Origin of the sequence: Streptomyces sp. 7-21 (genome assembly GCF_016741785.1) — a bacterium.
In the GTDB taxonomy this organism is placed as follows: domain Bacteria; phylum Actinomycetota; class Actinomycetes; order Streptomycetales; family Streptomycetaceae; genus Streptomyces.
The window spans coordinates 98314-124041 of sequence record NZ_JAERRL010000004.1 but is presented as its reverse complement, the minus strand read 5'-3'; the positions used below and the strand labels follow the sequence as shown (position 1 = coordinate 124041).

General features: G+C 72.3%; 22 protein-coding genes. 4 read left to right on the top strand and 18 right to left on the bottom strand.

All coding sequences use genetic code 11. The features are described 5' to 3' along the window. Positions 1-85: 85 nt before the first annotated feature. Positions 86-496: an ATP-binding protein gene (locus JK356_RS06260; protein WP_201866538.1), complete on the top strand. Its 411-nt coding sequence runs from the start codon at positions 86-88 to the stop codon at positions 494-496. A 63-nt stretch (positions 497-559) separates the two neighbouring features. Here the strand turns inward: JK356_RS06260 and dapC are convergent, their stop codons facing one another. After that, positions 560-1654: a succinyldiaminopimelate transaminase gene (dapC, locus tag JK356_RS06255; RefSeq protein WP_201866779.1), complete on the bottom strand. Its 1095-nt coding sequence runs from the start codon at positions 1652-1654 to the stop codon at positions 560-562. Positions 1655-1809: 155 nt separating this feature from the next. Beyond that, the gene (fdxA, locus tag JK356_RS06250) at positions 1810-2136 is read right to left on the bottom strand and encodes a ferredoxin (protein WP_201866537.1); all 327 of its coding nucleotides are present in this window, start codon (positions 2134-2136) and stop codon (positions 1810-1812) included. A gap of 147 nt (positions 2137-2283) precedes the next feature. On the opposite strand from fdxA, the gene JK356_RS06245 reads away from it, so the two are divergent. Then, on the top strand, positions 2284-3285 hold the full coding sequence (locus JK356_RS06245; RefSeq protein ID WP_201866536.1) for a GNAT family N-acetyltransferase: 1002 nt from the start codon (positions 2284-2286) through the stop codon (positions 3283-3285). Between the two features lie 11 nt (positions 3286-3296). Here the strand turns inward: JK356_RS06245 and JK356_RS06240 are convergent, their stop codons facing one another. The 14 genes from JK356_RS06240 to JK356_RS06175 form a co-directional block, all read right to left on the bottom strand. Next, complete coding sequence (locus JK356_RS06240; RefSeq protein WP_201866535.1) at positions 3297-5048, bottom strand: peptidoglycan binding domain-containing protein; 1752 nt, start codon at positions 5046-5048, stop codon at positions 3297-3299. Positions 5049-5501: 453 nt separating this feature from the next. Continuing rightward, positions 5502-5891, bottom strand: coding sequence for a DUF6113 family protein (locus JK356_RS06235; protein ID WP_201866534.1), 390 nt, complete (start codon positions 5889-5891; stop codon positions 5502-5504). Further along, positions 5888-6814, bottom strand: a complete 927-nt coding sequence (gene mshB, locus JK356_RS06230) for an N-acetyl-1-D-myo-inositol-2-amino-2-deoxy-alpha-D-glucopyranoside deacetylase (protein ID WP_201866533.1) — start codon at positions 6812-6814, stop codon at positions 5888-5890. Before mshB ends, JK356_RS06235 begins: the two co-directional genes overlap by 4 nt. Before the next feature lie 42 nt (positions 6815-6856). After that, positions 6857-7051, bottom strand: coding sequence for a hypothetical protein (locus JK356_RS06225; protein WP_201866532.1), 195 nt, complete (start codon positions 7049-7051; stop codon positions 6857-6859). A gap of 183 nt (positions 7052-7234) precedes the next feature. Further along, positions 7235-8335 carry an ABC transporter ATP-binding protein gene (locus JK356_RS06220; RefSeq protein WP_201866531.1) on the bottom strand — a complete coding sequence of 367 codons (1101 nt, stop codon included), beginning with the start codon at positions 8333-8335 and terminating at the stop codon, positions 7235-7237. Positions 8336-8374: 39 nt separating this feature from the next. Continuing rightward, on the bottom strand, positions 8375-9466 hold the full coding sequence (locus JK356_RS06215) for an ABC transporter ATP-binding protein (RefSeq protein ID WP_201866530.1): 1092 nt from the start codon (positions 9464-9466) through the stop codon (positions 8375-8377). 6 nt (positions 9467-9472) lie between these two features. Next, positions 9473-10453 carry an ABC transporter permease gene (locus tag JK356_RS06210; RefSeq protein WP_201866529.1) on the bottom strand — a complete coding sequence of 327 codons (981 nt, stop codon included), beginning with the start codon at positions 10451-10453 and terminating at the stop codon, positions 9473-9475. A gap of 111 nt (positions 10454-10564) precedes the next feature. Further along, positions 10565-12394, bottom strand: a complete 1830-nt coding sequence (locus JK356_RS06205; protein ID WP_236670847.1) for an ABC transporter substrate-binding protein — start codon at positions 12392-12394, stop codon at positions 10565-10567. Positions 12395-12455: 61 nt separating this feature from the next. After that, on the bottom strand, positions 12456-13496 hold the full coding sequence (locus JK356_RS06200; protein WP_201866528.1) for an ABC transporter permease: 1041 nt from the start codon (positions 13494-13496) through the stop codon (positions 12456-12458). Between the two features lie 409 nt (positions 13497-13905). Then, positions 13906-14967: a dipeptide ABC transporter ATP-binding protein gene (locus JK356_RS06195; RefSeq protein WP_307815426.1), complete on the bottom strand. Its 1062-nt coding sequence runs from the start codon at positions 14965-14967 to the stop codon at positions 13906-13908. Continuing rightward, positions 14964-15977 carry an ABC transporter ATP-binding protein gene (locus JK356_RS06190; RefSeq protein WP_201866527.1) on the bottom strand — a complete coding sequence of 338 codons (1014 nt, stop codon included), beginning with the start codon at positions 15975-15977 and terminating at the stop codon, positions 14964-14966. Before JK356_RS06190 ends, JK356_RS06195 begins: the two co-directional genes overlap by 4 nt. A 31-nt stretch (positions 15978-16008) precedes the next feature. Continuing rightward, complete coding sequence (locus tag JK356_RS06185; RefSeq protein WP_201866526.1) at positions 16009-16959, bottom strand: ABC transporter permease; 951 nt, start codon at positions 16957-16959, stop codon at positions 16009-16011. Continuing rightward, the gene (locus tag JK356_RS06180) at positions 16952-17875 is read right to left on the bottom strand and encodes an ABC transporter permease (RefSeq protein ID WP_201866525.1); all 924 of its coding nucleotides are present in this window, start codon (positions 17873-17875) and stop codon (positions 16952-16954) included. Before JK356_RS06180 ends, JK356_RS06185 begins: the two co-directional genes overlap by 8 nt. Positions 17876-17935: 60 nt before the next feature. After that, positions 17936-19567 (bottom strand): ABC transporter substrate-binding protein, encoded by a 1632-nt coding sequence (locus tag JK356_RS06175; RefSeq protein ID WP_201866524.1) that lies wholly within the window; start codon positions 19565-19567, stop codon positions 17936-17938. A gap of 242 nt (positions 19568-19809) precedes the next feature. Here JK356_RS06175 and JK356_RS06170 point away from each other — a divergent pair, with 242 nt between their 5' ends. Next, on the top strand, positions 19810-21015 hold the full coding sequence (locus JK356_RS06170) for a sialidase family protein (protein WP_201866523.1): 1206 nt from the start codon (positions 19810-19812) through the stop codon (positions 21013-21015). Between the two features lie 12 nt (positions 21016-21027). Here JK356_RS06170 and typA read toward each other — a convergent pair whose 3' ends face one another. Together typA and JK356_RS06160 are read right to left on the bottom strand one after the other, a co-directional pair. Then, the gene (gene typA / locus JK356_RS06165) at positions 21028-22899 is read right to left on the bottom strand and encodes a translational GTPase TypA (protein ID WP_201866522.1); all 1872 of its coding nucleotides are present in this window, start codon (positions 22897-22899) and stop codon (positions 21028-21030) included. A gap of 158 nt (positions 22900-23057) precedes the next feature. Further along, positions 23058-25157 carry an ABC transporter family substrate-binding protein gene (locus JK356_RS06160; RefSeq protein ID WP_201866521.1) on the bottom strand — a complete coding sequence of 700 codons (2100 nt, stop codon included), beginning with the start codon at positions 25155-25157 and terminating at the stop codon, positions 23058-23060. 240 nt (positions 25158-25397) lie between these two features. Between JK356_RS06160 and JK356_RS06155 the strand changes: the two genes are divergently transcribed. Further along, positions 25398-25682 carry a hypothetical protein gene (locus JK356_RS06155; protein ID WP_201866520.1) on the top strand — a complete coding sequence of 95 codons (285 nt, stop codon included), beginning with the start codon at positions 25398-25400 and terminating at the stop codon, positions 25680-25682. Positions 25683-25728: the final 46 nt, after the last annotated feature.

Sequence of the window (25728 nt, the reverse complement as noted above, 5' to 3'; positions counted from 1 at the left end):
ACCCCGCCGAGCCGCAACCTTGACGGCTTCCGCACCGATAGGCACAGCGTCCGTTCCGTACCGCATCCTTCGGCAAAGGAGCACCATGTCGAACCCCCTGAAGCGCCGCATGGCCAAGGCCGCGCTCGTGGTCGCCGCCGGCGCCGCTCCCGTCTTCGCGGCAGGCGGCCAGGCCAGCGCGCTCTCCCTCCCCGAGGCCACCCCGGACCTCGACAGCCTGACCCAGCTGGACGAGGCCGTCGTCGAGCACACCCTCGACAACGCCAGCCGCGCGGCCACCGACCTCGGCAACGGGCTGGGCGGCGAAGTGGTCAAGCAGACCGCGCCGATCGTCGCGCCCGCGCTGGAGCGGACCGCCACCGAGACCGCCTACACCACCGGCACGCTGCTCCACGGCGCCGCCACCCGGCTCGCCGAGAACGGCCTCTCGCCGGACGAGATCGCCGCGATCTTCCCCACCCTGGACAACCCCGACCTGCACGGACTCACGCTCTGAAGCCGACCGGAATGAGCGGCCGCGCGCGCCGCGGGCCCCGCAACGCGGGCCCGCGGCGCGCGGTCACGCCAGCCGCCGCACGGCCTCGTCGATCCGCTCGTCGGTGGCCGTGAACGCCACCCGCACGAAACGCTCCCCCGCCGCGCCGTAGAACTCGCCCGGCGCCACGAGGATGCCCCGCTTGCTGAGGTCCCCGACGGTGTCCCAGCACGGCTCGTCACGCGTCGCCCACAGGTACAGCGACGCCTCGCTGTGCTCGATCCGGAAGCCCTGGGCCGTCAGACTCCGCCGCAGCGCCTCGCGCCGCTTGGCGTACCGCTCCCGCTGCTCGGCCACGTGCGCGTCGTCGCCGAGCGCCGCCGCCATCGCCGCCTGCACCGGAGCGGGCATCATCATCCCGCCGTGCTTGCGCAGCAGCCGCAGCTCCGCCAGCACCGCCGCGTCCCCCGCGAGGAACGCGGCACGGTAGCCCGCCAGGTTGGAACGCTTGGACAGCGAGTGCACGGCGACGATGCCCTCGGCGCTGCCGCCGCAGACGTCGGGGTGGAGCACGGACACCGGGTCGGCCTCCCAGCCCAGCTCCAGGTAGCACTCGTCGCTGACGACCAGGACGCCGTGCTCCCGGGCCCACGCCACGACCCGCCGCAGCGTGTCCGCGCCGAGGACCTGACCGGTCGGGTTGGCCGGCGAGTTCAGCCACAGCAGCCGCAGCCCCGCGGGCGCCACGGCGAGCGGGTCCTCGTAGGTCACCGGCTCGGCGCCCGCCAGCCGCGCCCCCACCTCGTACGTCGGGTAGGCGAGCGCGGGGAACGCCACCCGGTCCCCGGCGCCCAGCCCCAGCTGGCCGGGCAGCGAGGCCACCAGCTCCTTGGAGCCGACGACCGGCAGCACGTGCTCGTGGCCCAAGCCGCGCGCGCCGGTGCGGCGCTCCAGCCAGCCGAGCACCGCCTCACGCAGCTGCCCGGTACCCCAGACTGCTGGATAGCCGGGGCTGTCGGCCGCCTCGGCGAGCGCCCGGCGGACCGCCGGGGGCACGGGGTCGACCGGGGTGCCGACGGACAGGTCGACGATGCCGTCACGGTGCGCCGCGGCGGCGGCCTTGTACGGTTCGAGCCGGTCCCAGGGGAAGGCCGGGAGCCGGGTGGAGACGGGCGGCACTGCCTTGCTCACTTCCTCACGAAGCGACACTGGTCCCGCACGGCGCGCGCCGCGGGGACCAGTGAACGCGGGGTGGTACGTACAGAGAAGTCTGCGGTGGTGCTGCTGGGGACAGCGGGATCCGCCGAGCGCGCCAGCGCCGGGCACTCAGCGCGTCACTCGTCGTGCTGCTGCGGGGGCAGGGCGGCGATGAGGGGGTGGTCCCGCTCAATCAGACCCAGCTTGCTGGCGCCGCCCGGCGAGCCGAGCTCATCGAAGAACTCGACGTTCGCCTTGTAGTAGTCCTTCCACTCCTCAGGAGTGTCATCCTCATAGAAGATGGCCTCGACCGGGCACACCGGCTCGCAGGCGCCGCAGTCCACGCACTCGTCGGGGTGGATGTACAAGGAGCGCTTGCCCTCATAGATGCAGTCGACGGGGCACTCCTCGATGCATGCCTTGTCCTTCAGGTCCACACAAGGCTGCGCGATGACATAGGTCACGCTGTCAGTCCTCCTCATTAGGGCGGCGCTCAGCCGCGCGGCGCTCGGGAGCGCGGTGTCGTCGATGCTCAGCCCTAGTATCACCGGTCATGACCGGCCCACGCACGTGAGGGGCCGTTCGGAGGGGCCAAGCTGGGAGGAAGCGTTATGAAACACACCGCACGCGGCCTGCTGGCGGTCCGCCTCACGCCCGCGGACGTCGGCAAACGCGTTTCCGTGCGCACCGATACGGGCATGGCTCCGCCCGCGCCGCGCTTCACGGACACCGTCGGGGTTCTCACCTCCTGGAGCAACGGTGTGCTCAGCGTCACACGCCGGGACGGCACGCGCGTCCAGCTCGCCGAATCCTCCGTAGTGGCGGCCAAGACGGTGCCCGCCGCACCCGCCCGCCCGCGCGGCACACCCGCCGCCAGCGTCACGGAGCTGACGGCCGTGGCCGCCCGGGGCTGGCCCGGCACCGAGACGGAACGGCTCGGTGACTGGACGCTGCGCGCGGCCGAGGGCTGGACGTTCCGCGCCAACTCGGCCACGCGTGCCGCCCGCTCGGCGCCCGGCACGCCGGACACGCCGGAACTGGAGCGCCTGGTGGACTGGTACACGGCGCGCGGCCTGCCGCCCGCGATCCAGGTGACCACGGGGGCGGAGGACGCCGACGAGCTGCTCGACGCCCGCCTCGCCGCGCTCGGCTGGCGTGCGCGGCGGCCCGCCGTCGTCCAGGTCGGGGCGCTGGCGCCACTGGCCGACCGGCCCGAGGACCCGCGCGTGACCGTCGGACGCGAGCTGAGCGAGGAGTGGCTGCGCGGCCTGGCCGCGGCGCGGCGCGCGCCCCGGGTGGCGCGCCAGGTCCTGGCAGGCGGGCCCTCGGTGTGGTTCGCCCTCGCGCCGGGCGGCCCCGACGGCCCGGCGGCGGTGGGCCGTTGCGTGGTGGACGGCCGCTGGGCCGGCTTCGCCGCGGTCGAGGTCGCCGAGGGACACCGCCGGCGCGGGCTGGCCACGGCGGTCATGGCGGCGCTCGCGCGCGCGGCGCTCGCCGAGGGGGCGAGCGCCGCGTACCTTCAGGTCGAGCCGGGGAACCACGCCGCCCGCGCGCTGTACGCGCGGCTCGGGTTCACCGACCACCACCACTACCACTACCGGGTGGCGCCGTAGCCGGCCGCCGGTCAGTCCGGTGCCAGGTCGATGTAGCCGACCCGCTGCTCCGGGTCGGTCTCGCGCAGGATCTGGCTGAGCACGCCCGCGACGTCCTCGGGCTGGACCGGCGTCCGGCTGCCGTCGCCGCGCTCGATCAGCACGCCGTCAAACGTCGAACCGTACAGCTCTTCCAGTACCTCGAGGTCGTAGGTGTCGACGAGCCGTCCGTCGACCGGCTCCATGCCCAGGAACTGGTAGAGGCTGTACTCCGGGGAGAAGCTGATGGAAGCGTCTCCGGCGTAGACCGTGACCAGCCCCGACATGGCGGGCTCGGCGAACTCCTCCATCGCGCGCTCGACCTCGGCCTCGGTGATCTCGGGCTCCTGCTCCGTCATGGGCAGTTCCACGGTGGGGTTGCGCCCGGTCTCGGCGCGCTCGCGGAAGGCCGACTCGACGGCGTCGGCCGCCGCCTCCACGTCCACGGTCGTGCCGGGCTGGCCGACCTGGGCGATGGGCCCCTCGGGGGTGAACGTGATGCCGCCCTCGACCGGGCCCGTGCCCGCCTCCGCGGCGATGTCCTCCAGCGCGACGGTCAGCTTCTCGCGGTCCACCTCGAAGACGGCCTCCTCGGTGCGTTCGGCGCCGAAGAGGGAGCCGTAGACCGACAGCGGACTGTAATCCTGCCCCGAGACGGCCTGCACGGTGGCCTCGGTGTCGACGGCCAGCCCCGCCACGCTCGGCTTCAGCTCGACCTCGCGGTCGCCGAGCAGCAGCGTCAGCGGATCCTGGTTCGCCGACTCCAGGCTGCTGTCGAGGCGGCTGCGCGCCTCGTCCGAGCTGAGGCCGCCGATGTCGACGCCGAGCACCGTCGTGCCCTTGGGCACGTCCTGCGGGCTGAGGTAGAGCCCGGCGCCGTAGCCGACGACCAGGATCCCGGCCACGCCCAGCAGCACCAGCTTCAGCCGGGACCGGCCGGCCCGGCCGCCGCCGGAGGCGGGGGCGCTGGACCCGGCGGTCGCGGAGCCGGAGCCGGCCTCCGGCTCGGGGCCGTCGTCCGGCTCGGGCTCCTCACCGGCCTCGGAGGGCTGCGGGCCGGGCGGGGGCACCGGCAGCGGTCCGGTACTGGCCGCGTCGCGCTGCGCGTGGCCGGGCGGGGGCGCGGGCGGGAACGGGCCGCCGAGGTCCATCGTGGTGGCGGCGGGCTCCTCGGGCGGCTGGCCCGGCAGCGTCATCTCCCCGGTGGCAGGCCCGGTGGTCGGGCCGCTGGGGGCGTCGGGGCCCGGCGTCGCGCCCGGGGAGGCGGTGGGCTCGGGCAGCGGGCTGGTGAGGCCGGGCAGGCCCACCGCCGGGGTGCCGTCCGGCGGCGTGGCCTCGGGGCCGGAGGCGGGGTGCGGCGGCGCCGCGGCGGGGGGGCCGTCCGGCGGCGTGGCGTCACTGCCGGAGGCGAACCACTCGGATACGTCCGGGGTACCGTCCGGCGGCGTGTCAGCGGGCGGCCGCGGCGGCTTGCCGCCGGAGCCGGATTCGGCCGGTGCGGGCGGCGGGGCCTGCGTGTCCGTGCCCGCCTGCGACGGGCGGGGCGGCTTGCGCGGCTCAAACCACGAGCTGGTCTTCTTCGGCGTCTTAACCTGCGTGCCCTGCGTGCTGCGCGTCGGCTGCGGCCGGGACGGGTCATCCGCGCCGGCCTCCCGGACGCCACCGGTTGCCCCCGTGCCGTTCCCGTCCGGCGTCTTCTCCGCCGGCGGGGCGGGGTGCGCGGACCCCCGCGCCGAGCTGTCCACGGGCTCGCGCACCACAATCGGCGGAATCGGCCGGGATCCGGGGATGCTGATCCGCGCGCGGGTCACCGTCGTCTCGACGACCGACTCCGGCTGCCTCTCCTCCGGCTGCGGAGCGCCTGGACGTGCCGCTGCTGCCGGCCGGGCAGCGTTCCCTTCCGTGTCCCTTCCCGCGTCCTCCCCCGTGCTGCGCTGGGGGTCCGCCCATCCCCGCGGCGTGGGGGACGGGTTGTCAGTTTCACGACTCACAGCTGGATCTCCCGGTTGGCTACACCGGCCGTCCCGGAGTACCGGGGCGGGCGGCGAGGCCAACGATACTGGGGCCCGGGAGGCGCCACGCCGCCGCTACAGAATCCGCACGTGCGTGCGGCCGCGACGCCGGAGCGCGCCCGGACTGCGGCAGCGCGCGCGGGCGAGGGCGCGTGCGGACCGTGACGTACGCACCGGGCCGCGCGCCTACCTGGCCCTCGGCGTCTGCTCAGGGACGGCGAACATCGGCCGCGCGGCCGGCCCCAGAGTCGCCGCGAGGGCCGCGAGCAGCATCCCGCCGAGCAGGAAGAGATAGCTCCCCAGACCGGCGGCGAAGACGTAGTCCCCCTGCGGCCGCGTGGTCGTCAGCGGCAGCACGGCGAGCGCCCAGCCGGCCGCCGGGCAGGCCGCGCCCGTCCGTGTGCGGGTGAGCAGGCCGCCGCCCCAGAACACGCCGGCCGCGCCGCCGAGCGCCAGCAGCAGGCCGAACGGCTGCCATCCGGCCTGCACCAGTGAGCCCGCCAGCCCGGTGAGGAGCCCGAGCACGGCGAGCACCGCGTACAGCACGCCCCTGCCGAACCGTCCGCCGCCGGTCACCGCGCCTCCCCGCTGCCGTTACCGTCGCCGCTGTCGTTACCCCTGCCGTCACTGCCGGGCAGCGCGTCCGGCAGCCCGTCAAAGACACCGCGGGCGCCGGGCGGCAGCGGCTCGCCGGCGCCGCACACGTAGTACTCGGTGCCCCACAGCGGCTGGGCGATGCCGTTGGACAGGGCGAACGTGCCGCCGTCCGGGCCCGGTTCGACGTCGATCTGGGTCGCGTGGGCGGCCATGGCGCGGGCCTTGGCCGCTACCTGCTGCGGCGTGCCCTCGACCGCGAGCACCCGGCCGCCGGCGCCCTCGGGGAGGACGCCCTGGAGGTCGCCGAGCCCGGCGACGGTGGCGAAGCGTCCGGGCCCGGCCGCGCGCAGCCGGGCGAGGCGGGCGGTGGCGACGGGCTCGGGCAGGCAGTTCCACAGCACGCGCGGCACCCCGCGGTCACGGGCGGCATGCATGGCGACCTGGTGGGCCTTGACGTGGTCGGGGTGGCCATAGCCGCCGTCCGGCCCGTAGGTGATCACCACCCGCGGCCGTACCTCGTCGATGACGGCGCCGAGCGCCGCCGCTGCCTCGTCAAGGTCCGCCCGGCAGAAGGCAGCGGGATGGTCGTTCTGCGGCACGCCCGCCATGCCGGAGTCGCGCCAGCGCCCCTGGCCGCCGAGGAAGCGGTGGTCGGTGACGCCGAGCTCCCGCATGGCGGCGTCCAGCTCGCCCGCCCGGTAGGGGCCGAGGGCGTCGTCGCGGCCAGCGGCGAGGTGGGCGAGATCAGGCGGGATGATTTCGCCTTCCTCACCGAGCGTGCAGGTGACAAGGGTCACGGGTGTGCCGCTCGCGACGCACGCGGCCATGGTGACCCCGTTGCAGATCGACTCGTCATCGGGGTGCGCGTGCACGAGCAGCACACCGCCCTGGCCGGAACTCATGCCAGTGAGCTTACGTCCCGGCCGGGCGGCCGCCGTGGCCGGTCAGAAGCTGATCTGGCTGATGACCTCCGCCATGCTGTCGCCGAGATCGTTGATGGCGGGGGCCATGCTGGAGCTGGCGAGGTAGAAGCCCAGCAGCACGCAGGCAGCGGCGTGCAGCACCTTCAGTCCCTGCTTGCGCACCAGCAGGATCACGATGACCGCGAGCAGCAGCACCGCGGAGACGGAAAGCCCCACCCAAGACACCTCCGTGAGGTCGCGCCGGTTCCGGGCAGGCCAGCAGCCCTTCCCGCCCTTGGGAAGGACCTACCCACCATGCGCTACGGATCTTAACTGTCCGTGAGTCGGCACGGATCGGTGCACGGAAGCAGACAAGGGGCGCACGCGCCGGTCGCATGGTGAACGTCTGTGAGCTGACCGTCACGTGGCACGCACGATGATGTCCTCACCGCGCGCCTCGGTGGTGCCCTCTTCCGGGAAATGGCAGGCGGTCAGGTGCCCCTCGGCGTTGCCGTCGAGCCGCACCAGCGGCGGCTCCTCGGTGGCGCAGCGCTCCTGCGCCTTCCAGCAGCGGGTGCGGAACCTGCACCCGGACGGGGGATCCGTCGGCGAGGGCACGTCGCCGAGCAGCCGGATCCGCTCCCGCCGGCCGTGGCGCTCCGCCTCCCCGTCGCCGGCCGCCAGGTCGTCCATGGCCTCGTCGAGCACGTCCTCGGGCACGGCCGACAGCAGCGCGTGCGTGTACGGGTGACGCGGCCGCTCGTAGATGGACTCCCGGTCGCCGATCTCCACGATCTTGCCGAGGTACATCACGGCGACGCGCTGCGAGAAGTGCCGCACCACAGCCAGGTCGTGCGCGATGAACAGGAACGCGATACCGAGGTCGCGCTGCACCTGGCGCAGCAGGTTGACGACCTGCGCCTGGATGGAGACGTCGAGGGCCGAGACCGGCTCGTCGGCGATGATCAGCTTCGGCTCCAGCGCCAGCGCCCGGGCGACGCCGATGCGCTGCCGCTGGCCGCCGGAGAACTCGTGCGGGAAGCGGTTGTAGTGCTCGGGGTTGAGGCCGACGATCTCCAGCAGCTCCCGGACCCGCTTCTCCCGGCCGCCGGGCGGGTTGATGCCGTTGATCTCCATCGGCCCGCCGATGATGGTGCCGACCGTCTGGCGCGGGTTCAGCGAGGAGTAGGGATCCTGGAAGATCATCTGAATTTCGGACCGCACGGGCGCCAGCTGCTTGCGGGTGGCGCGCGTGATGTCCCTGCCCCGGTAGGAGATGGTGCCCCCGGTGGGCTCCAGCAGCCGGGCCAGCAGCCGTCCGGTGGTGGACTTGCCGCAGCCCGACTCGCCGACCAGGCCAAGGCTTTCGCCCGCGTAGATGGTGAAGTCCAGGCCGTCGACGGCCTTGACCGCGCCGACGGTCCGCTTGATGGGGAAGCCGCCCTTGATGGGGAAGTGCTTGGTCAGCCCTTCCACCATCATGAGGGGTTCGCTGTCCTTGCGGATGCTGACGGTCGTCATGGTGGGTCCTGTCCTTGAGCCTGTGCTGTCCTTCACGCGCTAGCCGAGCCGGGGCCTGATCTCCTCGTCGAAGATGGCGTTCCTCCGTTCCTCGGCGAGGTGGCAGGCCGCGCCCCTGCCAGCCGGCAGGACCGGGCGGTCGGTGGCGCAGGAGGCGCCGGTGACCTGGGACGGGTGGGCGCAGCGCGGCTCGAACGGGCAGCCGGGCGGCGGCGCGAGGAGGCTGGGCGGGGTTCCCTTGATCGGGATCAGTTCCTGGTTGACGTCGCCGCGCAGCCGCGGCACGGACGACAGCAGGCCCCAGGTGTAGGGGTGGTGCGGGCGGCGCAGCACCTCGTGGACGCTGCCGCGCTCCACCGCGCGCCCGGCGTACATCACCAGGACGTCGTCGGAGACCTGCGAGACCACGCCGAGGTCGTGCGTGATCAGGATGATGGCGGAGCCGAACTCCTCCTGGAGCTCCCGCAGCAGGTCCAGGATCTGCGCCTGGACGGTGACGTCGAGCGCGGTGGTCGGCTCGTCGGCGATGAGGAGGTCGGGGTTGCAGACCAGCGCCATGGCGATGATGGCGCGCTGCCGCATGCCGCCGGAGAACTGGTGCGGATAGTCGTCCACGCGGCGCTGCGGGTTGGGGATGCCGACCTTCGCGAGCATGTCGATGGCCCGTTCCCTGGCCTCGCGGCGGGAGGCGCCGCGGTGCTTGCGGAACGGCTCGCTGATCTGGCGGCCCACGGTGTAGTACGGCGAGAGCGCGGTGAGCGGGTCCTGGAAGATCATCGCGATCCTGTTGCCGCGCAGCCGCTCCATCTCCCGCTCGGACGCGGTCGTCAGCTCCTGGCCGTCGAACCGTATCCCGCCCGATATCCGGGTGTTGCCGCGGTTGTGCAGCGCGAGCACGGCCTGGCTGGTGACGGACTTGCCGGAGCCCGACTCGCCGACGATGCCGAGGGTCTTGCCGCGCGGGACGTCGAAGGACAGCCCGTCCACGGCCTTGACGATGCCGTCCTCGGTCGAGAAGTGCACCTTCAGGTCGCGGACGGACAGGATGGGTTCCGTCGCGTGACCGGCGCCGCCCGCGTTCGTGCCGTTCGTGTCCTTGGCCGGCTTGCTGGTGGTGATCGACACGTCCATCCGCTCCTAGGCGAGCCGCACGCGCGGGTCGATCAGCGCGTAGCAGGCGTCGATGATGATGTTGAAGAGCACGATCATGAGCGCGGAGAAGAGCATCACGCCCATGAGCATCGGCAGGTCGGACTCGTGCACGGACTCCACGGCGAGCCTGCCGAGGCCGTGGAGCGTGAAGGTGTACTCGGTGATCATCGCCCCGCCGAAGAGCGAGCCGAGGTCCACGCCGAGGATGGTGACGATGGGGATCAGCGAGCCGCGCCAGGCGTAGCGGAAGAAGACCGTGCCACGCGACATGCCCTTGGCCTTCGCGGTGCGGACGTGGTCCTCCTGGAGCTGCTCGATGAGCGTGGCGCGGGACATACGCGTGTAGTTGGCGGTGAAGATCGTCGCCAGCACCAGCCAGGGCAGCAGCATGCCGGAGAACCAGCCGGCGGGATTCTCGGTGATCGGCTCGTATCCGGGCTGCTTGAGGATGCCGGTGTTGTGGACGAGCACCGCCAGCGCGAGCGGGCCGAGGAAGTAGATCTGGAGGGCGCTGATCACCAGCGAGGCGGAGCTCACGCTCTTGTCCAGCAGGGTGCCGCGGCGCCAGGCGGCGAGCATGCCGAAGGTGAGGCCCAGGATCAGGAAGACGACGACGCCGCCGGCGGCCAGCGAGAGGGTGACCGGCAGCCGGTCCAGGATGGTCTCCAGGACGGGTTCGTTGTTGCGGAACGAGAAGCCGAGGCACGGCGCCGGGCAGTTCCCCGCGGGGAAGTCACGCCCCATGACGATGCCCACCAGGTAGTCCCAGTACTGCTGGGGTATAGGGCTGTCGATGCCGAGATTGCGCTCGACGACGGCGAGCTCCTCGGGCGAGCAGTTGCCCTTGCCGCAGGCCAGGATCGCCGGGTTGCGCGGGATCGCCCAGAAGAGGAAGAACGTGACGGCGCTGATCAGCAGGAGGATGACGACGGCGCCCAGCGTTCGCCTGAGGATGAATCGGAGCATCGGGTGCAGCCTTTGGGGTCCATGGGTCGTGAGCCGGAGCCTGGGCCGGTTCCGGGATCGTGAGGGGGGTGCCCGCCGCGGGGACGGGCACCCCCTGGCACGCGCGAGGCGTCACGCGTCGGTGACGAACACCTTGTTCGGGTCGATGCTGCTGTAGTCGTCGTTGAAGACGGCGCCACCGATCTTGGAGCCGTGGAGCATGACCAGGCGGTAGTAGAACACCGGCACCGCCGGGAGGATCTCCTCCAGGATGTAGGTGTTCAGCTCCCACCAGGCGGCGGCCTGCTCCTGCGGGTCCGCGATCTGCGTGATCCGGTCGATCTCCGCGTTCACGTGGTCGTCGCGCAGGTGCGCGTACGTGGCCGCGCCGTCCTCGATCTGCCGCCCGTCGAAGAGCGGCGGGATGACGCTGGACGCCGACAGCCAGTCGTGGCCCCAGGAGGAACGGTAGATGTCCAGGCCGTTGTCGATCGTGCCGATCTCGTCGTAGTACGTCTCGGCCGGGCCGTGGGTGCGGTTGACGCGGAAGCCGGCGGCCTCCAGCGCGGCCTCGATCGCCGGGCCCGCCTCCAGCTCCTCGGCGATGTTGGAGTGGTAGAGGTTCAGCGTGTAGCCGACGGCGTCCGCCTCCTCCAGCAGCTCCCGGGCCCGGTCCGGGTCACCCTCGGGCTTGGCCAGCTTGCCGTAGGGGTCGTAGCCCTCCTGGTAGCCCGGGAGCAGCGGGCTGATCAGGCCGCCCGCGTACTCGCCGCCGAGGGCACCGCCGTAGCTGTTGAGAACGCCGTTGAGCGGTATCGCGTGGCAGATCGCCTCGCGGATGCGCTTGTCGGTGACCCGGTCCATGTTGATGGCCAGCTGGTAGACGTACACCTGGTAGCCGTCCAGCAGCCGGTCGTCGTACTGCGGGTCCTGCATGACCTGGGGGCCGTTGCCCGGGTCGAGGTTGTTGCTGAAGGTGATGGCGTACTGGTCGTCGCCCCGGTCGGCCATGAAGCGGGAGGTGGTGTCCTCGGGCGTGTGGCCGAACGACATCTCCCAGCGGTCGGGGTAGGCGTTGCGGATCGGGTCGCTCTCCGGCTGCCAGTGCTCGTTGCGGACGAGGGTCAGCGACCGGCCGCTGCGGTAGTTCTCGATGCGGTAGGGGCCGGAGGCCACCGGGGCGCGGTCGTAATCCTGGCGGGTGTCGCCGGACTCGGGGACGACCGCGTAGCCGGGCATCGCCAGCGCGTAGGGCAGGTCGAGCTGCGGCTCCTCGAAGTGGAAGATGATGGTCCGCTCGTCCGGCGTCTCCAGCACGGAGTCGGGCAGGTGGTCCCCCTCGTAGGGGCCGCCGGGCAGCAGGTCGCGGTAGTTGGCCGGGTCGTTGGCCAGCCAGCCCTGGAGGTACTTGGGACCCTGGACGATGAAGTCGGCGAAGAGCCGCTCGACGCTGTGGCGCACGTCGGACGCGGTGATCGGGTCGCCGGTCTCCCAGAAGATGTTCTCCTTGAGGGTGTACGTCCAGGTGCGGCCGTCGTCGGAGGTGCGGCCGGAGTCGGTGGCGAGGTCGCCGACGATGGTGTAGTTGCCCTCGTTGTCCAGCTGCACGCCGGTCAGGCCGCGGTGGATCAGGCGGGCCGTCAGCATCTCATGCGAGACGTATATCTGCCCCGGGTCCAGGTGCTCGGGGGCGGGCTCGTTGAGCATGTAGACGGTGCCGCCGCGGCGGGCTCCCTCCACCTCGGGGGCCGGGCCGGCCGACTGCTGCTCGTCGCCGAAGACGACGCCCTCCAGCTCCTGCGGCCCCTCAGACCTGTCGCCGCCGGTGCCGCCGCCACCGCCGCCACCGCCGCTGCTGCACGCGGCGAGGACGAGTCCTCCGCCCATGGCCAGGGCCGACCGCCGCGTCAGGTAGGGCGGCACCCTCAGGACGGGCCCGCTGGGTCGTGCTCTCTCGCTCATCTCTTCTCGTGCTCCTGCCCGTTCGTTGTGGGAAAGCCGGTGGTTTCGGGTCCGCGCCGGGTCACCGCACCGTCTTGGGGTCGAAGGCGTCCCGGACCGAGTCCCCGAGGAGGTTGAAGGCGACGACGAAGACGACCATCGCCACTCCGGGGAAGAACATGTAGGTGATGTCGCTGCGGTACACCTGCGCCGCCGTCGCGAACATCGCGCCCCAGTCCGGGGTGGGCTCGCTGACGCCGACGCCGAGGAAGGACAGGCCCGCCACCGTCGTCACGAAGCTCGGCAGCATGTAGGTGGACTGCACGAGCATCGGGGAGACCACGTTCGGCAGCAGCTCCTTGCGGACGATGCGCCACGGGCTGGCCCCGCTGACCTTCGCCGCCTCGATGAACTCGCGTTCCCGCAGGGCCAGGGTGGCGCCGCGCAGGATGCGGCCGAGCGTCATCCAGCCCAGCGCCCAGAGCACGACGATGACGGAGACCACCTGGACCCAGACCGGGACCTCTTCGCGCGGGTCGACGAAGAAGGTGGCCACGATCGGCAGGAAGGCGACGAAGAACAGCTGCTGCGGGAAGGCCATCAGCAGGTCGCTGAAGCGGCTGATGAGGTAGTCCCACTTGCCGCCCAGGTAGCCGGCGGTGATGCCGAGGACGATCGCCGTGAGGGTGGCGAGGATGGTGACCGCCAGCGCGATGAACAGCGAGGTGCGGATGCCGTAGACCAGGAGCGTCAGCACGTCGCGGCCGGTGCCGGGCTCCAGGCCGAACCAGAACTCGCCGTCGATGCCGCCGTTGGGCTTGATCGGGTACCCGTACTCGTTCAGCAGGCCGGGCTCAATCTGGCCGTACCGGGTGTACGGGTCCTTTCCGTACAGCGCGGAGATAAGCGGGGCCAGCGCTCCCACGAGGAAGAAGAAGAGCACGACGCAGCCTGAGATCACCCCCACCCGGTCACGGCGGAAGCGGCGCCACATCAGCTGCCCAGGTGATCTCCCGACCAGTTCGGCACCGGGCTCAGTAGTCTCCTCGCCGCCCTTCTCTCCGGACTCTCCGGATTCTTTTCCGATGCGTCCGGACTGGGTGGCCTCGACTGGGTGTGACATCTCTCCGGCCCCCGAGGTCTGAACCTAAGCTTCGCGTGTAGACCGGGACTGTGGCAAGGCTCGTACTGGGTAGTCAAGAGAAAGCATTGGCTTAGACCTGTGACAGCCGATTAGAAAGCCAAGGGTGCACAACTTGTGCCCCGGGCGTGCTTGACAAGCGTCGCACACACCGGAGATGCGAGGACATTCCGCGAAATAGCCGCAATCATCGCACCGTCTCCGCGGATATGCGCATCCGAGCCGTTAACACGCATGCAACACCACGGATGCTGCACCGATATGCGGACGATCCAGACTGAGCCCACGGCCGTGCGGGTGCCGTAGCCCGGGGTGACGTGGACCAGGCGTCCACGTCGCCCCGGAACCCCCCGCCGTTTTCGAAAACAGCGGGCGCGGGAGCTAGAGCCATTTACTCGAACATGTGCTGTTTTTCCTCCGCGAAGTGACACGCCGACGGGTGCGCGACGGGCCCCGTGGCTCCCGCGAACGCCACAGGTACGTCCAGCGGCGGGTCAACCTCCGCGCACAGCTGCTGCGCCTTCCAGCAGCGCGTCCGGAACCGGCAGCCGGAGGGCGGGTCCGCCGGCGAGGGCACCTCGCCGGAGAGGATGATCCGCTCGCGGCGGCGGCTGGCCTCGGGGTCGGGCACGGGCACCGCCGACAGCAGGGCCTGCGTGTACGGGTGCGTCGGGTGTTCGTAGATCTCCGTATCCGTGCCGGTCTCCACGACGCGCCCGAGGTACATCACCGCGATCCGGTCGGAGATGTGCCGCACCACCGACAGGTCGTGCGCGATGAACGCGTACGCCAGCCCGAACTCGTCCTGCAGCCGCTCCATCAGGTTGATGACCTGGGCCTGCACCGAGACGTCGAGGGCCGAGACCGGCTCGTCCGCGACGATGACCTCGGGGTTGAGCGCCAGCCCCCGCGCGATGCCGATGCGCTGCCGCTGGCCGCCGGAGAACTGGTGCGGATAGCGGTTGATGTACTCCGGGTTCAGCCCGACGACGTCCAGCAGCTCCCGCACCCGGCGCCGCCGGTCGCCCTTGGGCGCCGCCTCCGGGTGGATCTCGAAGGGCTCGCCGATGATGTCGCCCACGGTCATGCGCGGGTTGAGCGAGGTGTACGGGTCCTGGAAGACCATCTGCACGTTCCGCCGCACCGCGCGCAGCGCCCGCCCCGACAGGCGGGAGATGTCCTCGCCCTTGTAGAAGATGTGGCCGGCGGTGGGGCGTTCCAGGCTCAGCAGCAGCTTGGCGACCGTCGACTTGCCGCAGCCCGACTCGCCGACCAGGCCGAGGGTCTGGCCCGGGTACAGGTCGAAGTCCACGCCGTCGACCGCCTGCACGGCGCCGATCTGGCGGCGGAAAAGGATGCCCTGGGTGAGCGGGAAGTGCTTGACCAGTCCCCGCACCGACAGCACGGGCTCCGCCGGCGGTGCCGGCCGGCTCGCTGGTGTCACCTGGGTCACCGGGCACCTCCGTCGTCCGGCCGCGCCGGGGACGACAGGGCGAGCGTCTCCTTCCAGAAGTGGCAGGCGCTCGCCCGGCCCGGGGCCACCTGGTACAGCGGCGGCGGCGGATCGTCCCGGCACGCCCGCTGCGCCAGCGGGCAGCGGGGGTGGAACGGGCAGCCGGGCGGCACATGCAGCAGGTTCGGCGGCAGCCCCTTGATGGCGGCCAGCTCACCCCCGGCACGGTCCAGCCGCGGCACCGAGTCCAGCAGCGCCTTGGTGTACGGGTGCGCGGGGGCGGCGTAGGCCTCCTTCACGGGGGCCTCCTCCACGACGCGTCCCGCGTACATCACGGCGATGCGGTCGGCGGCGTCAGCGACGACGCCGAGGTCGTGCGTGATGAGGATCAGGCCCATGCGGTACTCGCGCTTCAGCTCGCCGAGCAGGTCCATCACCTGGGCCTGGACGGTGACGTCGAGCGCGGTCGTGGGCTCGTCGGCGATGATCAGGTCGGGCTCCAGCGCCAGCGCCATGGCGATCATCACACGCTGCCGCTGGCCCCCGGAGAACTGGTGCGGGTAGTCGGCGACGCGGGTGCGGGCGGCGGGGATGCGGACGCGTTCCAGCAGCTCGATGGCCTTGGCGCGGGCCTGTTTGCGCGGGGTGCCGCGGTGGACGCGGAACATCTCGCCGAGCTGGTAGCCCACGGGCAGCACGGGGTTGAGCGCCGACAGGGCGTCCTGGAAGATCATCGCCATCTTCTCGCCCCGGATCCGGCGCCGCTGCTCGCGGCCCAGCGTCAGCAGGTCCTGCCCCTGGAAGAAGATCTGCCCGCCCGCGACGCGGCCGGGCGGCTCCTCCAGGATGCCCATGATGGCCTGCGCGGTGACCGACTTGCCCGAGCCCGACTCGCCGAGCACGGCCAGCGTCTCACCCGCGTCGACGGCGTAGCTGACGCCGTTGACCGCCTTGACCACGCCGTCGCGGGTGCGGAAGTCCACCCGCAGGTCGCGTACGTCCAGCAGCATGGCTGTGTCCTCCACGGTGGGGCTCGGCGGCTCAGCGCAGCCGGGGGTCGAGTGCGTCGCGGACGGCGTCGCCGAGCATGATGAACGCGAGCACCGTCAGGCTCAGCGCGGCCGCCGGATAGAGCAGGATGTGCGGGGCGTTGCGGAACTGCATGCCGTCGGAGGCGGCCGAGATGTCCACGCCCCAGGAGACGGTGGGCGGGCGCAGGCCGACGCCGAGGTAGCTGAGGGTCGCCTCGAGGGCGATGAACGTGCCGAGCATGATCGTCGCCATCACGATGACGGGGGCGACGGCGTTGGGCAGGATGTGGCGCAGCAGGATCCTGGTGTTGCTGGCGCCGAGCGCGCGGGCGGCCATCACGTAGTCGTTCTGCTTGGTCGTCAGCACGGCGCCGCGCGCGATGCGGGCGATCTGCGGCCAGCCGAGCGCGGCGATGACGAGGACGACGGGCCAGACGCCGGTGAGCGTGATGACGCTGAGGAAGACGATGGCGCCCAGGATCACGGGGATGGCGAAGAAGATGTCGGTGACGCGCGAGAGCAGCGCGTCGAAGACGCCGCCGAAGAAGCCCGCCAGGCCCCCGACGATGCCGCCGAGGAGCGCCACGCCGCCGGTGGCGGCCAGGCCCACGGCGATGGAGGCGCGGGCGCCGTGGACGGTGCGGGTGTAGACGTCGCAGCCCTGGGTGTCGAAGCCGAACCAGTGGCCGGAGGAGGGGCCCTCGAGCGAGCGGCTCAGCTCGCACCGGGTGGGGTTGCCGGGGGCGATCAGGCCCGGCCACACGGCGATCACCAGCAGGAACAGGATGAGCAGCGCGGAGACGAGGAAGACGGGGTTGCGGCGCAGGTCGTGCCAGGCGTCGGACCACAGGCTGCGGGCCGCGCCGGGCTCCGGCGTGGCGCCGGGGGTCACGCCCGCGGCGGCGGCGTTGGCGTCCTCCTGGGCCGACAGCGGCGCCTGGGACAGCTTGCGGTCAGGCATAGCGGATCCTCGGGTCCAGGACGGCGTAGAGGAGATCGACGAGCAGGTTGGCGAGGAGGAAGATCAGCACCAGGACGGTGACGAAGCCGACGACGGTGGGCGAGTTCTGCCGGAGAATGCCCTGGTAGAGGTGGTAGCCGACGCCCTGGATGTTGAAGATCCGCTCGGTGACGATCGCGCCCGCGATGAGGGTGCCGATGTCGGCGCCGAGATAGGTGACGACGGGGATGAGGGAGTTGCGCAGCAGGTGGCGGACGGTCACCCGGCGGCGCGGCAGGCCCTTGGCGACGGCGGTGCGGATGTAGTCGGCGCGGGTGTTCTCAGCGATGGAGGTACGGGTCAGGCGCGTGACGTAGGCGAGGGAGACCAGCGCGAGGATGAGGCCGGGTGTGATCAGCTCGCGGAAGCGGGCGTCGGGGCTGACGGCCGGGTCGATCCAGCCGAGTTCGACGCCGAAGAAGTACTGCGCGGTGGTGCCCAGGACGAACGTCGGGATGGCGATGACGACGAGCGTGAGCACGAGCACGGTGGTGTCGAGCGGCCGGCCCCGGCGCAGCCCGGTGATGACGCCGAGCGCGATGCCGATGAGCATCTCGAAGACCAGCGCGACGATCATCAGCCGGATGCTGACGGGGAAGGCGTTCTCCATCAGCTCGGTGACCGGCCGCCCGTCGAAGGCGGTGCCGAAGTCGCCGGTGAAGATGTCACGCATGTAGAGCAGGTACTGCTGCCACACCGGCTTGTCGAGATTGAACTCCTCCCGCAGCGCCCGGGCGGTGGCCGGGTCGGGCCCCCGGTCGCCGAACAGGCCGGTGACCGGGTCGCCGAGGGCGAACACCATGAGGAAGATCAGGAACGTGGCGCCGATGAACACGGGGATCATCTGGAGCAGGCGCCGGATGACGTAGCGCCCCACGAGGGCTCCTTCCGCCGGGGCTGAGCGGTGTGACGACGGGGTTCCGCCGGACGGGACGCGTCAGCTCACCTTGATGTCGGTGAAGACGGGGACGGAGAAGGCGTTGAGCTTGACGTCGCTCAGGCGCTCCGAGTAGCCGGCGGTGCCGTTCTGGTACCACAGGGGGATGGCGGGCATGTCGCGGATCAGCAGCTCCTCGGCCTCCTGGAACAGCTCGATGGCCTCCTCCTCGTCGTCGGCGGCGTTGGCCTGGTCGATGAGGTCGTCGAAGCGCTCGTCGCTGTAGCCGGAGTCGTTGGAGGAGGCGTCGGTGTAGAAGATCGGCTGGAGGAAGTTCTGGATGAGCGGGTAGTCCATCTGCCAGCCGGTGCGGAACATGCCGGTCATCTCGTCGCTGGTGATCCGGTTGCGGAAGTCGGCGAACGTGGGCACGGGGTTGACGGTGCAGGCGTTGTCGTCGTCGAGGACGTTGTTGATGTTGTTGCAGACCGCGTCCATCCACTGGCGGTGGGAGCCGGTGTCCACATTCGAGGTGAGCGTGACCGATCCCCCCGGCAGCCCCCCGGCCTCGCGGATCATGCGGCGCGCCTCCTCGGGGCGGTACTCGCACAGCTCCCCGCACAGGTCGTCCTCGTAGCCGCCCTCGTCGCCGAGCACGGGCGAGGTGAAGTCCGTCGCGGGGGTGCGGGTGCCGTGGTAGATCCGCTCGGTGATCTCCTCGCGGTTGATCGCCATGGACAGCGCCTGCCGGATGATCCGGGCGTCGTCGCCCTGCCAGTCGGGGTCGTAGAGCGGGAAGGAGACGGTCTGGACGATGCCGGCGGGCTGGTTGATGTAGCGGTCGCCCAGGTCGCGTTCGGCGTTGGCCAGCTGGGAGGCGGGGACGTCGTCGATGAGATCGAGGTTGCCCGCCTGGAGGTCGGTGTAGGCGGTGTTGTTGTCGGTGTAGACCCGCAGCTCGACGCCGTCGTTCTGCGCCTTGTCGTCACCCGCGTAGTCCTCGTACCTGACCAGCTTCATGCTCTGGGAGCGGGTGTAGGACTCGATCTTGTAGGGCCCGTTGCCGACGGGTTTGGCCAGCCAGGCGTCGTGGTCCTCGAAGAACAGCCGGGGCAGCGGCGAGTAGGCGGCGTAGCCGAGCGTCTCGGGCCACAGCGAGAAGGGTTCGGTGAGGGTGACGGTGAAGCTGTACTCGCCGGTGACCTCCAGGCCGCTCATGGTGTCGGCCGTGGGCTCGGCGTTCTCGTCGCTGGGGTGGACGTCCTCGTAGCCCTCGATGAACTGGAAGAAGTAGCTGCCGATCTGGGCGTTGTCGATGTGCGCGCCGTAGTTCCACGCGTCCACGTACGACTGGGCGGTGACCTTGCTGCCGTCGCTGAACGTCCAGCCCTTCTCCAGGGTGATGCGGAAGGTGCGCTGGTCGTCGGTCTCGATGGACTCGGCCATCATGTTCTCGGCCTCGCCGGTCTCCGGGTCGTAGCGCTTGAGGCCCCGGAAGATCATGTCGAGGACCTTGCCGGCCTGCACCTCGTTGGTGTTGGCCGGCTCGATGGGCCGGGGCGGGTCGCCCCAGGAGGCGCGGACGATGTTCCCGCCGCCGGTGCCGCCGTCGTCACCACCGCCGCACGCGGCGATCGTCAGAGCGATGGCCGTCATACCGGCGGTCCATGTCAGGCGCGTGACTGCGCGCATCGGTGCCTCCTCGGACTGGCCTCACGTGAAATCAGGTCACCATGAGATCGCATTTGCGGCTTATTTCCCATCAGATGGGCGCAGCAGTCGCGGAGTGTTGCCGGAAACCGCCCATATGCCGGACGCCACGCGTGAGATATCGTTGAGATATCGGTTGCATAACGTCATAGGCGGTCTTCCAGGCCGGTCCCCGCTCTCCTTGCTCGAGGGCCGAAGGGCGCGCCGCGGAGGTGGGCATGCGCGTGCGGTCAGCTGTCCCCCGATCGGCCCCCGGGCGGCTGCCCGCGTTACTCGTGCTGCTGGTGATGACCGCGGTGACCGGGCTCCTCGCCTCGTGCTCGCGCGGCCAGCCGCCGCCCGGCGAGGCGCCGCCCTCGCTGCACCCGGTGCCGTCCCCGTCCCAGGAGCCGCCGCCCATCCCCTCCGCCAGCGGCCTGCCGGGGCGGGTGATCGGCCTCGACCTCGCCGACACAAGCAGCGGCTTCGCCCTGCTGGCGGACTGCCCGCCCTCGCCGGCCGGCGAGGGCGGCTGCGCCTACCACGTGGCCGTGCTCGTCAGCGCGGCCGCATGGGAGATCAGGGACGCCCCGCTGCCCGCGGGCGATCCGCGGGGCCTGGGCGCGGTCATCGAAGCGGCTTCGCCCGGACACGCCCGGCTGACGGTCCCCGGCGGCTTCGCGGAGGAGGACCGGGTGTGGGTGACGGCCGACGGCGGGCGGACGTGGCAGCCCGCCCCGCCCGGCCCGTCGGGCACGGTCGGCCGCGTGCCGCCGGGCGCGGCGCTGACGAAGACGGACGACGGCGCAGTGGCCGCGCTGATGCCCGCCACCGCGGAGCTGCGCACGCTGGCCCAGCAGCCGCCGCTCACCGGCACGGGCGAGCCGGGGCTGCTGCCGGACGGCAGGCACTGGATCGCGGGCACGGACCCGGCCTCCGGGCTGCCGGCCGTGGCCGTCACGGCACCGGACGGCGGCGGCTGGCAGCCGCTGGCACCGCTGCCGGTGCCGGAGGGGTACGGCCAGCGGGTCACGCCCCGCGGCACCGAACTGGCCGCCGGACCCGGCGGCCTGTACGCCTTCCTGACCGGCCCGATGCCCGGCCTGACGACGGGCCGGCACGGCGCCGGGCTGCTCGCCATCGACGTCAGCGACGACGGCGGGCGCAGCTGGGAGCGGGTGTGGACGCGCGCGCAGGACGCGCGGCCGGGCTCCCTGTCGGGCGTCCCCATCCCCGCCGCGGACGGCAGCCTGCTGGTGTACGCCCAGGACGCCATCTACGTCAGCCGGGACGGCGGGCGGACGTTCGGCGTGGACCGGCCCGGCACGCCGCCCGAGGAGCCCTCGCTGACGCGGGCCGGGTACCTGCTGCGCGATCTCGGCCAGCCCGGGTACTACCGGGTGTCCGCCGACGGCTTCAGCTGGCGCACCGTCGTCCTGGCCGGCGGGTGACGCCCCGCCGGCTCACTTCCGGTGCTTGGCGCGCGCGGCGGCCCGCGCCCGCTCGCGGGCGTCCAGCACGACCTTGCGGATGCGCACCTCCTCCGGGGTGACCTCCACGCACTCGTCCTCGCGGCAGAACTCCAGCGACTGCTCCAGCGACAGCTTCCGCGGCGGCACCAAGTTCTCGGTGGTCTCCGCCGTGGAGGCCCGCATGTTGGTGAGCTTCTTCTCCTTGGTGATGTTCACGTCCATGTCGTCGGAGCGGGAGTTCTCCCCGACGATCATGCCCTCGTACACCTCGGTGCCCGGCTCCACGAAGATCGTGCCGCGCTCCTGGAGGTTGAGCATGGCGTACGCCGTCGCCTTGCCCGCGCGGTCGGCGACCAGCGAGCCGCTCTTGCGCGTGCGCAGCTCCCCGGCCCACGGCTCATGGCGCTCGAAGATGCTGTGGGCGATGCCGGTGCCGCGCGTCTCGGTCAGGAACTCGGTGCGGAAGCCGATCAGCCCGCGCGACGGCACGAGAAACTCCATCCGCACCCAGCCGGAGCCGTGGTTCGTCATGGTCTCCATCCGGCCCTTGCGGCTGGCCATCAGCTGCGTGATGGCGCCCAGGTACTCCTCCGGCGCGTCGATCGTCATGCGCTCCACCGGCTCGTGGACGACGCCGTCGATCTCGCGGGTGACGACCTCCGGCTTGCCGACCGTCAGCTCGAAGCCCTCCCGCCGCATCGTCTCGACGAGGATGGCCAGCGCCAGCTCGCCCCGGCCCTGCACCTCCCAGGCGTCGGGCCGGTCGGTGGGCAGCACCCGCAGCGAGACGTTGCCGACCAGCTCGCGGTCCAGGCGCTCCTTGACCAGCCGGGCGGTGACCTTGTGGCCCTTGCCGCCCCGGCCGACGAGCGGCGAGGTGTTCGTGCCGATCGTCATGGAGATCGCGGGCTCGTCGACCGTGATCAGCGGCAGCGGCACGGGGTGCTCGGGGTCGGCGAGCGTCTCGCCGATCATGATGTCGGGGATGCCCGCGACGGCACAGATGTCGCCCGGGCCGGCCACCTCGGCGGGCTTGCGGGTGAGCGCCTCGGTCATCAGCAGCTCGGTGATCCGCACGTTCTGCGCGCTGCCGTCGCGCCGCAGCCAGGCGACGGTCTGGCCCTTGCGCAGGGTGCCCTGGCGCACGCGGCACAGCGCGATGCGGCCGAGGAAGTTGTCGGCGTCGAGGTTGGTCACATGGGCCTGGAGCGGCGCGTCCTCCTCGTAGACCGGGGCGGGCACGGTCTCCAGCAGGGTGGTGAAGAACGGCTCCAGGCTGTCGCTGTCGGCCGGGACGGTGCCGTCGGCGGGCTGGGTGAGCGAGGCGATGCCGTCCCGCGCGCAGGCGTAGACGATGGGGAACTCGATCTGCTCCTCGTCGGCGTCCAGGTCGAGGAAGAGGTCGTAGGTCTCGTCGAGCACCTGGCTGATGCGGGCGTCGGCGCGGTCGGTCTTGTTCACGCACAGGATCACCGGCAGCCGCGCCTGGAGCGCCTTGCGGAGCACGAACCGGGTCTGCGGAAGCGGGCCCTCGGAGGCGTCGACCAGCAGCACCACCCCGTCCACCATGGACAGGCCGCGCTCGACCTCGCCGCCGAAGTCGGCGTGGCCGGGGGTGTCGATGATGTTGATCACTACCGGCTCGCCGCCGCCCTTGGGGTGGTACCGGACGGCGGTGTTCTTGGCGAGGATCGTGATGCCCTTCTCGCGCTCCAGGTCGCCGGTGTCCATGACCCGCTCGTCGACCTGCTGGTGGGGCGCGAACGCCCCGGCCTGCTTGAGCATGGCGTCGACCAGCGTGGTCTTGCCGTGGTCGACGTGCGCGACGATGGCGACGTTCCGGATGTCCTGGCGCGTAGGCATGGCGAGCGGAGCCTCTCCCGTTCACTGGTGTGGCGGCACGGCGGCGGCCATGTGCCCCGGCCTCCCCCCGTCACGACGGCGGGCGAGTCCACATACGCTCACCGGCCCCGCCCATGCTACGGGGGCGGCGGAGCCGGTGAGCGCGCGGCGGGAGTGCGTCAGCGCCGGTAGCCGATGTCCTGGAAGCGCGGGGTCGCCAGGCCGTAGGCGCCGACGCCGGCCAGGTCGTCCCTGGCAGCGACGAGCTGGGGGCGCTGGTAGAGGGGCAGCGACGCGCCCAGCGCCCAGATCCGGGCGTCAGCCTGGTTGAGCAGCCGCTCGCGCTCGCCGTCGTCGAGTTCGGCCGCCGCCTGGGCCAGGAGCTGGTCCAGGTAGTCGGTCCCGACACGGGTGTGGTTCTGGCTGGGCAGCTGGCCGCCGGGCACGGCCTGCGGCTTGGTGTACAGCGGGGCGGCGTCGGTGGCGGGGAAGGCGGTGGCGGGCAGCGCGTAGAGGACGAGGTCGAAGTCGCCGCCGGGGACGCGCTCGGTGAACAGCTCCCCGGGCGGCAGCTCGGTGACCTCGGCCCCGATGCCGGCCTCGGCCAGCATGGCGGAGATCTGGCGGGCCGTGTCGCGCAGCTGGCCGGAGCCGCTGGGGACGAGAAAGCGCAGGGTGAGCGGCTCGCCGTCCCTGGCCCTGACCGTGCCCGCGGCGTGCCGGGCGAGTTCGGCGGCGCGGCCGTCGGCCTCCTCGGCGGCGTGTTCGGCGCGGCGGGCCTCGGCCAGCGCGTCGTCGTCGCCGCCGGACGCGGCGGCCTGGGCGCGGCGGGCCTGGGCGGCCTGGTGGAGCAGGGCGGCGCGCTGCTGGGTGGTCTGCTGGGCGGCGGTCAGCGGGGCGGGGAGCGCCATGGCGGGCGGGGCCGCCTTGGCGTCGCCGGTGTTCCCGTCCCCGCTGCCCTCGTCGCTGTCATCGGCACTGTCATCGGCACTGTCATCGGCACTGTCATCGTCGCTGTCATCGGCGCTGCTGTCGGCGCTGCTGCCGGGGCGGGCCAGCCGCCAGCCCGCCTCGTCGAGCAGCTCGCTGGCGGCGCGGGTGCCGGTCTCGCCGAGTGCCTCGCTGTTGTCGCGGTAGCCGTCCTGGCCAAGGACGTGCAGGTGGGAGCCGAGCGGCTGGGTCGGCAGCCCGGCGGGAGCGTGCGCGTCGCGGGCCAGGCGCTGCCGGTCGAGGGCGCGGGCGACGGCCCAGCGCACACGCTCGTCGGCCAGCGGACCGGCGGTGCCGTTGAGGATGAGATGGACGCTCTCCGGGCCGTAGGCGCGGTAGATCTCCAGGCCGCGCAGGCCCGCGCGGGGGGCGTCGGCCAGCGCGGCCCCGTCCTGGGGGACGCTGGGCGGGGCGTGCGCGGCGGTGACGCTGCGGGCGTCAGCGGGGGGAACGGCGGCGACGTCGAGGTCGCCCGCCAGGAGGGCGTCGCGCCGCTCGCCGGGCGGGACGGCGGCGAAGACCAGTTCGTCCAGCAGCGCGGGGCTGCCCCACCAGTCGGGGTTGCGCTCGAGGGTGACCGTGCCGTCCTCACGGTCGACGCCGCGGACGCGGAACGGCCCGGCGGCGGGCGGCCGCTCGGCGGCTGCGGCGGCGCCGTCGTTGAACCGCTCGGCATCGCCTGTCACGGCACGGGGGTACAGCGGGCTGAACAGGGCGCGCCACTCCGCGCAGGGGGTGGCGAAGGTGACGGTGACCTGGTGGGCGCCCGGGCCCTCGGTGACGCTGGCGACGCGCTCATAACCCGCCGCGGTGGCGGCCTCGAAGGCGGGGTCGCCGCCGGAGAGGGCGCGCCACTGGGCGCGGAAGTCGGCGGCGGACAGCGGGGTGCCGTCGCTCCAGCGCGCCTGGGGATTGAGCGTGTAGACCACCTGCTGCCGCGGCTCGGTGGCGGTGACCTCGGCGGAGCGCAGGTAGTCGGGGTTGAGCCGGGGGCTGCCCTGCTCGTCGAGGGTGAAGAGCATCGGCATGACGGCGGCGGCGACCTGGTCGGTGACCGGGGTGGCGTCGCGGTGGTGGGCGTTGAGCGTGGCGGGCACGGCGTCGACGCCCCAGGTGACGGCCGAGCCGCTGACCAGTTCGGAGCGGGGAGCGGCGGCGACGGCGTGCGTGGCGGGGGAGGTCCGCTCCTCGTCGTCCCGTCCCCCGCCGCACCCCGCCAGCAGGGGCGGCAGCAGGGCGGTGACGGCGAGCGCCACGGCGAGGCGGGGGGCGGACGGCGTGCGCGGCATCTGGGTACCTCCGCTGCTCCGCTCCGGTGGAACGGAACGGCCTGATGATCACATCGGTGACGGTTCGTTGAGCCACTGAAGGCGACGGCCAGCGGCGCGGAGGGGCGACACGGCGGCGTGCGGGCGGCAGGCCACCCGTTCGGGCCACGGCGCGCGGGCGTCCGCCCCCTTCCCAAGGGGGTGTGTCAGGCGTCACACTCGCTACGTCCGGTGAGACACCACCAACGGAGGTGGTACGCGATGTCGCTGCACGACGAGCTGCGGGCGGCACAGCGCTGCGTGGACGACCTGGCGCGCTGCGTCACCCGGCTCGAGCAGAGACTCGGCCGCTGCCTGGACGTGCGACGGGTGCGGGGCGACGCCGAGCGCCTGCGGGAGAGCCTGGCCATGCTGCGCGAGGCGCGGGCGGGCGGGTCCGCCGCGCAGGAGAGACCGGACAGCGAGCCGATACGGGTGCCGGACACCCCCTATGACGCCCGCCTGTGGGCGGGTGCCGACGACGAGGGACTCGGGAGCCCTCGCTGACACCGCCGCGCCAGCGGCACGTGACAACCCCGCCGTCGAAGCGCCC

Bases quoted from the DNA above. Each gene is read 5' to 3' on its own strand.
- JK356_RS06260 (WP_201866538.1), top strand. From the start codon at position 86: ATGTCGAACCCCCTGAAGCGCCGCATGGCCAAGGCCGCGCTCGTGGTC.
- JK356_RS06245 (WP_201866536.1), top strand. From the start codon at position 2,284: ATGAAACACACCGCACGCGGCCTGCTGGCGGTCCGCCTCACGCCCGCG.
- mshB (WP_201866533.1), bottom strand. From the start codon at position 6,814: ATGAGTTCCGGCCAGGGCGGTGTGCTGCTCGTGCACGCGCACCCCGAT.
- JK356_RS06220 (WP_201866531.1), bottom strand. From the start codon at position 8,335: ATGACGACCGTCAGCATCCGCAAGGACAGCGAACCCCTCATGATGGTG.
- JK356_RS06215 (WP_201866530.1), bottom strand. From the start codon at position 9,466: ATGGACGTGTCGATCACCACCAGCAAGCCGGCCAAGGACACGAACGGC.
- JK356_RS06210 (WP_201866529.1), bottom strand. From the start codon at position 10,453: ATGCTCCGATTCATCCTCAGGCGAACGCTGGGCGCCGTCGTCATCCTC.
- JK356_RS06205 (WP_236670847.1), bottom strand. From the start codon at position 12,394: ATGAGCGAGAGAGCACGACCCAGCGGGCCCGTCCTGAGGGTGCCGCCC.
- JK356_RS06200 (WP_201866528.1), bottom strand. From the start codon at position 13,496: ATGTCACACCCAGTCGAGGCCACCCAGTCCGGACGCATCGGAAAAGAA.
- JK356_RS06190 (WP_201866527.1), bottom strand. From the start codon at position 15,977: ATGCTGCTGGACGTACGCGACCTGCGGGTGGACTTCCGCACCCGCGAC.
- JK356_RS06185 (WP_201866526.1), bottom strand. From the start codon at position 16,959: ATGCCTGACCGCAAGCTGTCCCAGGCGCCGCTGTCGGCCCAGGAGGAC.
- JK356_RS06175 (WP_201866524.1), bottom strand. From the start codon at position 19,567: ATGCGCGCAGTCACGCGCCTGACATGGACCGCCGGTATGACGGCCATC.
- typA (WP_201866522.1), bottom strand. From the start codon at position 22,899: ATGCCTACGCGCCAGGACATCCGGAACGTCGCCATCGTCGCGCACGTC.
- JK356_RS06160 (WP_201866521.1), bottom strand. From the start codon at position 25,157: ATGCCGCGCACGCCGTCCGCCCCCCGCCTCGCCGTGGCGCTCGCCGTC.
- JK356_RS06155 (WP_201866520.1), top strand. From the start codon at position 25,398: ATGTCGCTGCACGACGAGCTGCGGGCGGCACAGCGCTGCGTGGACGAC.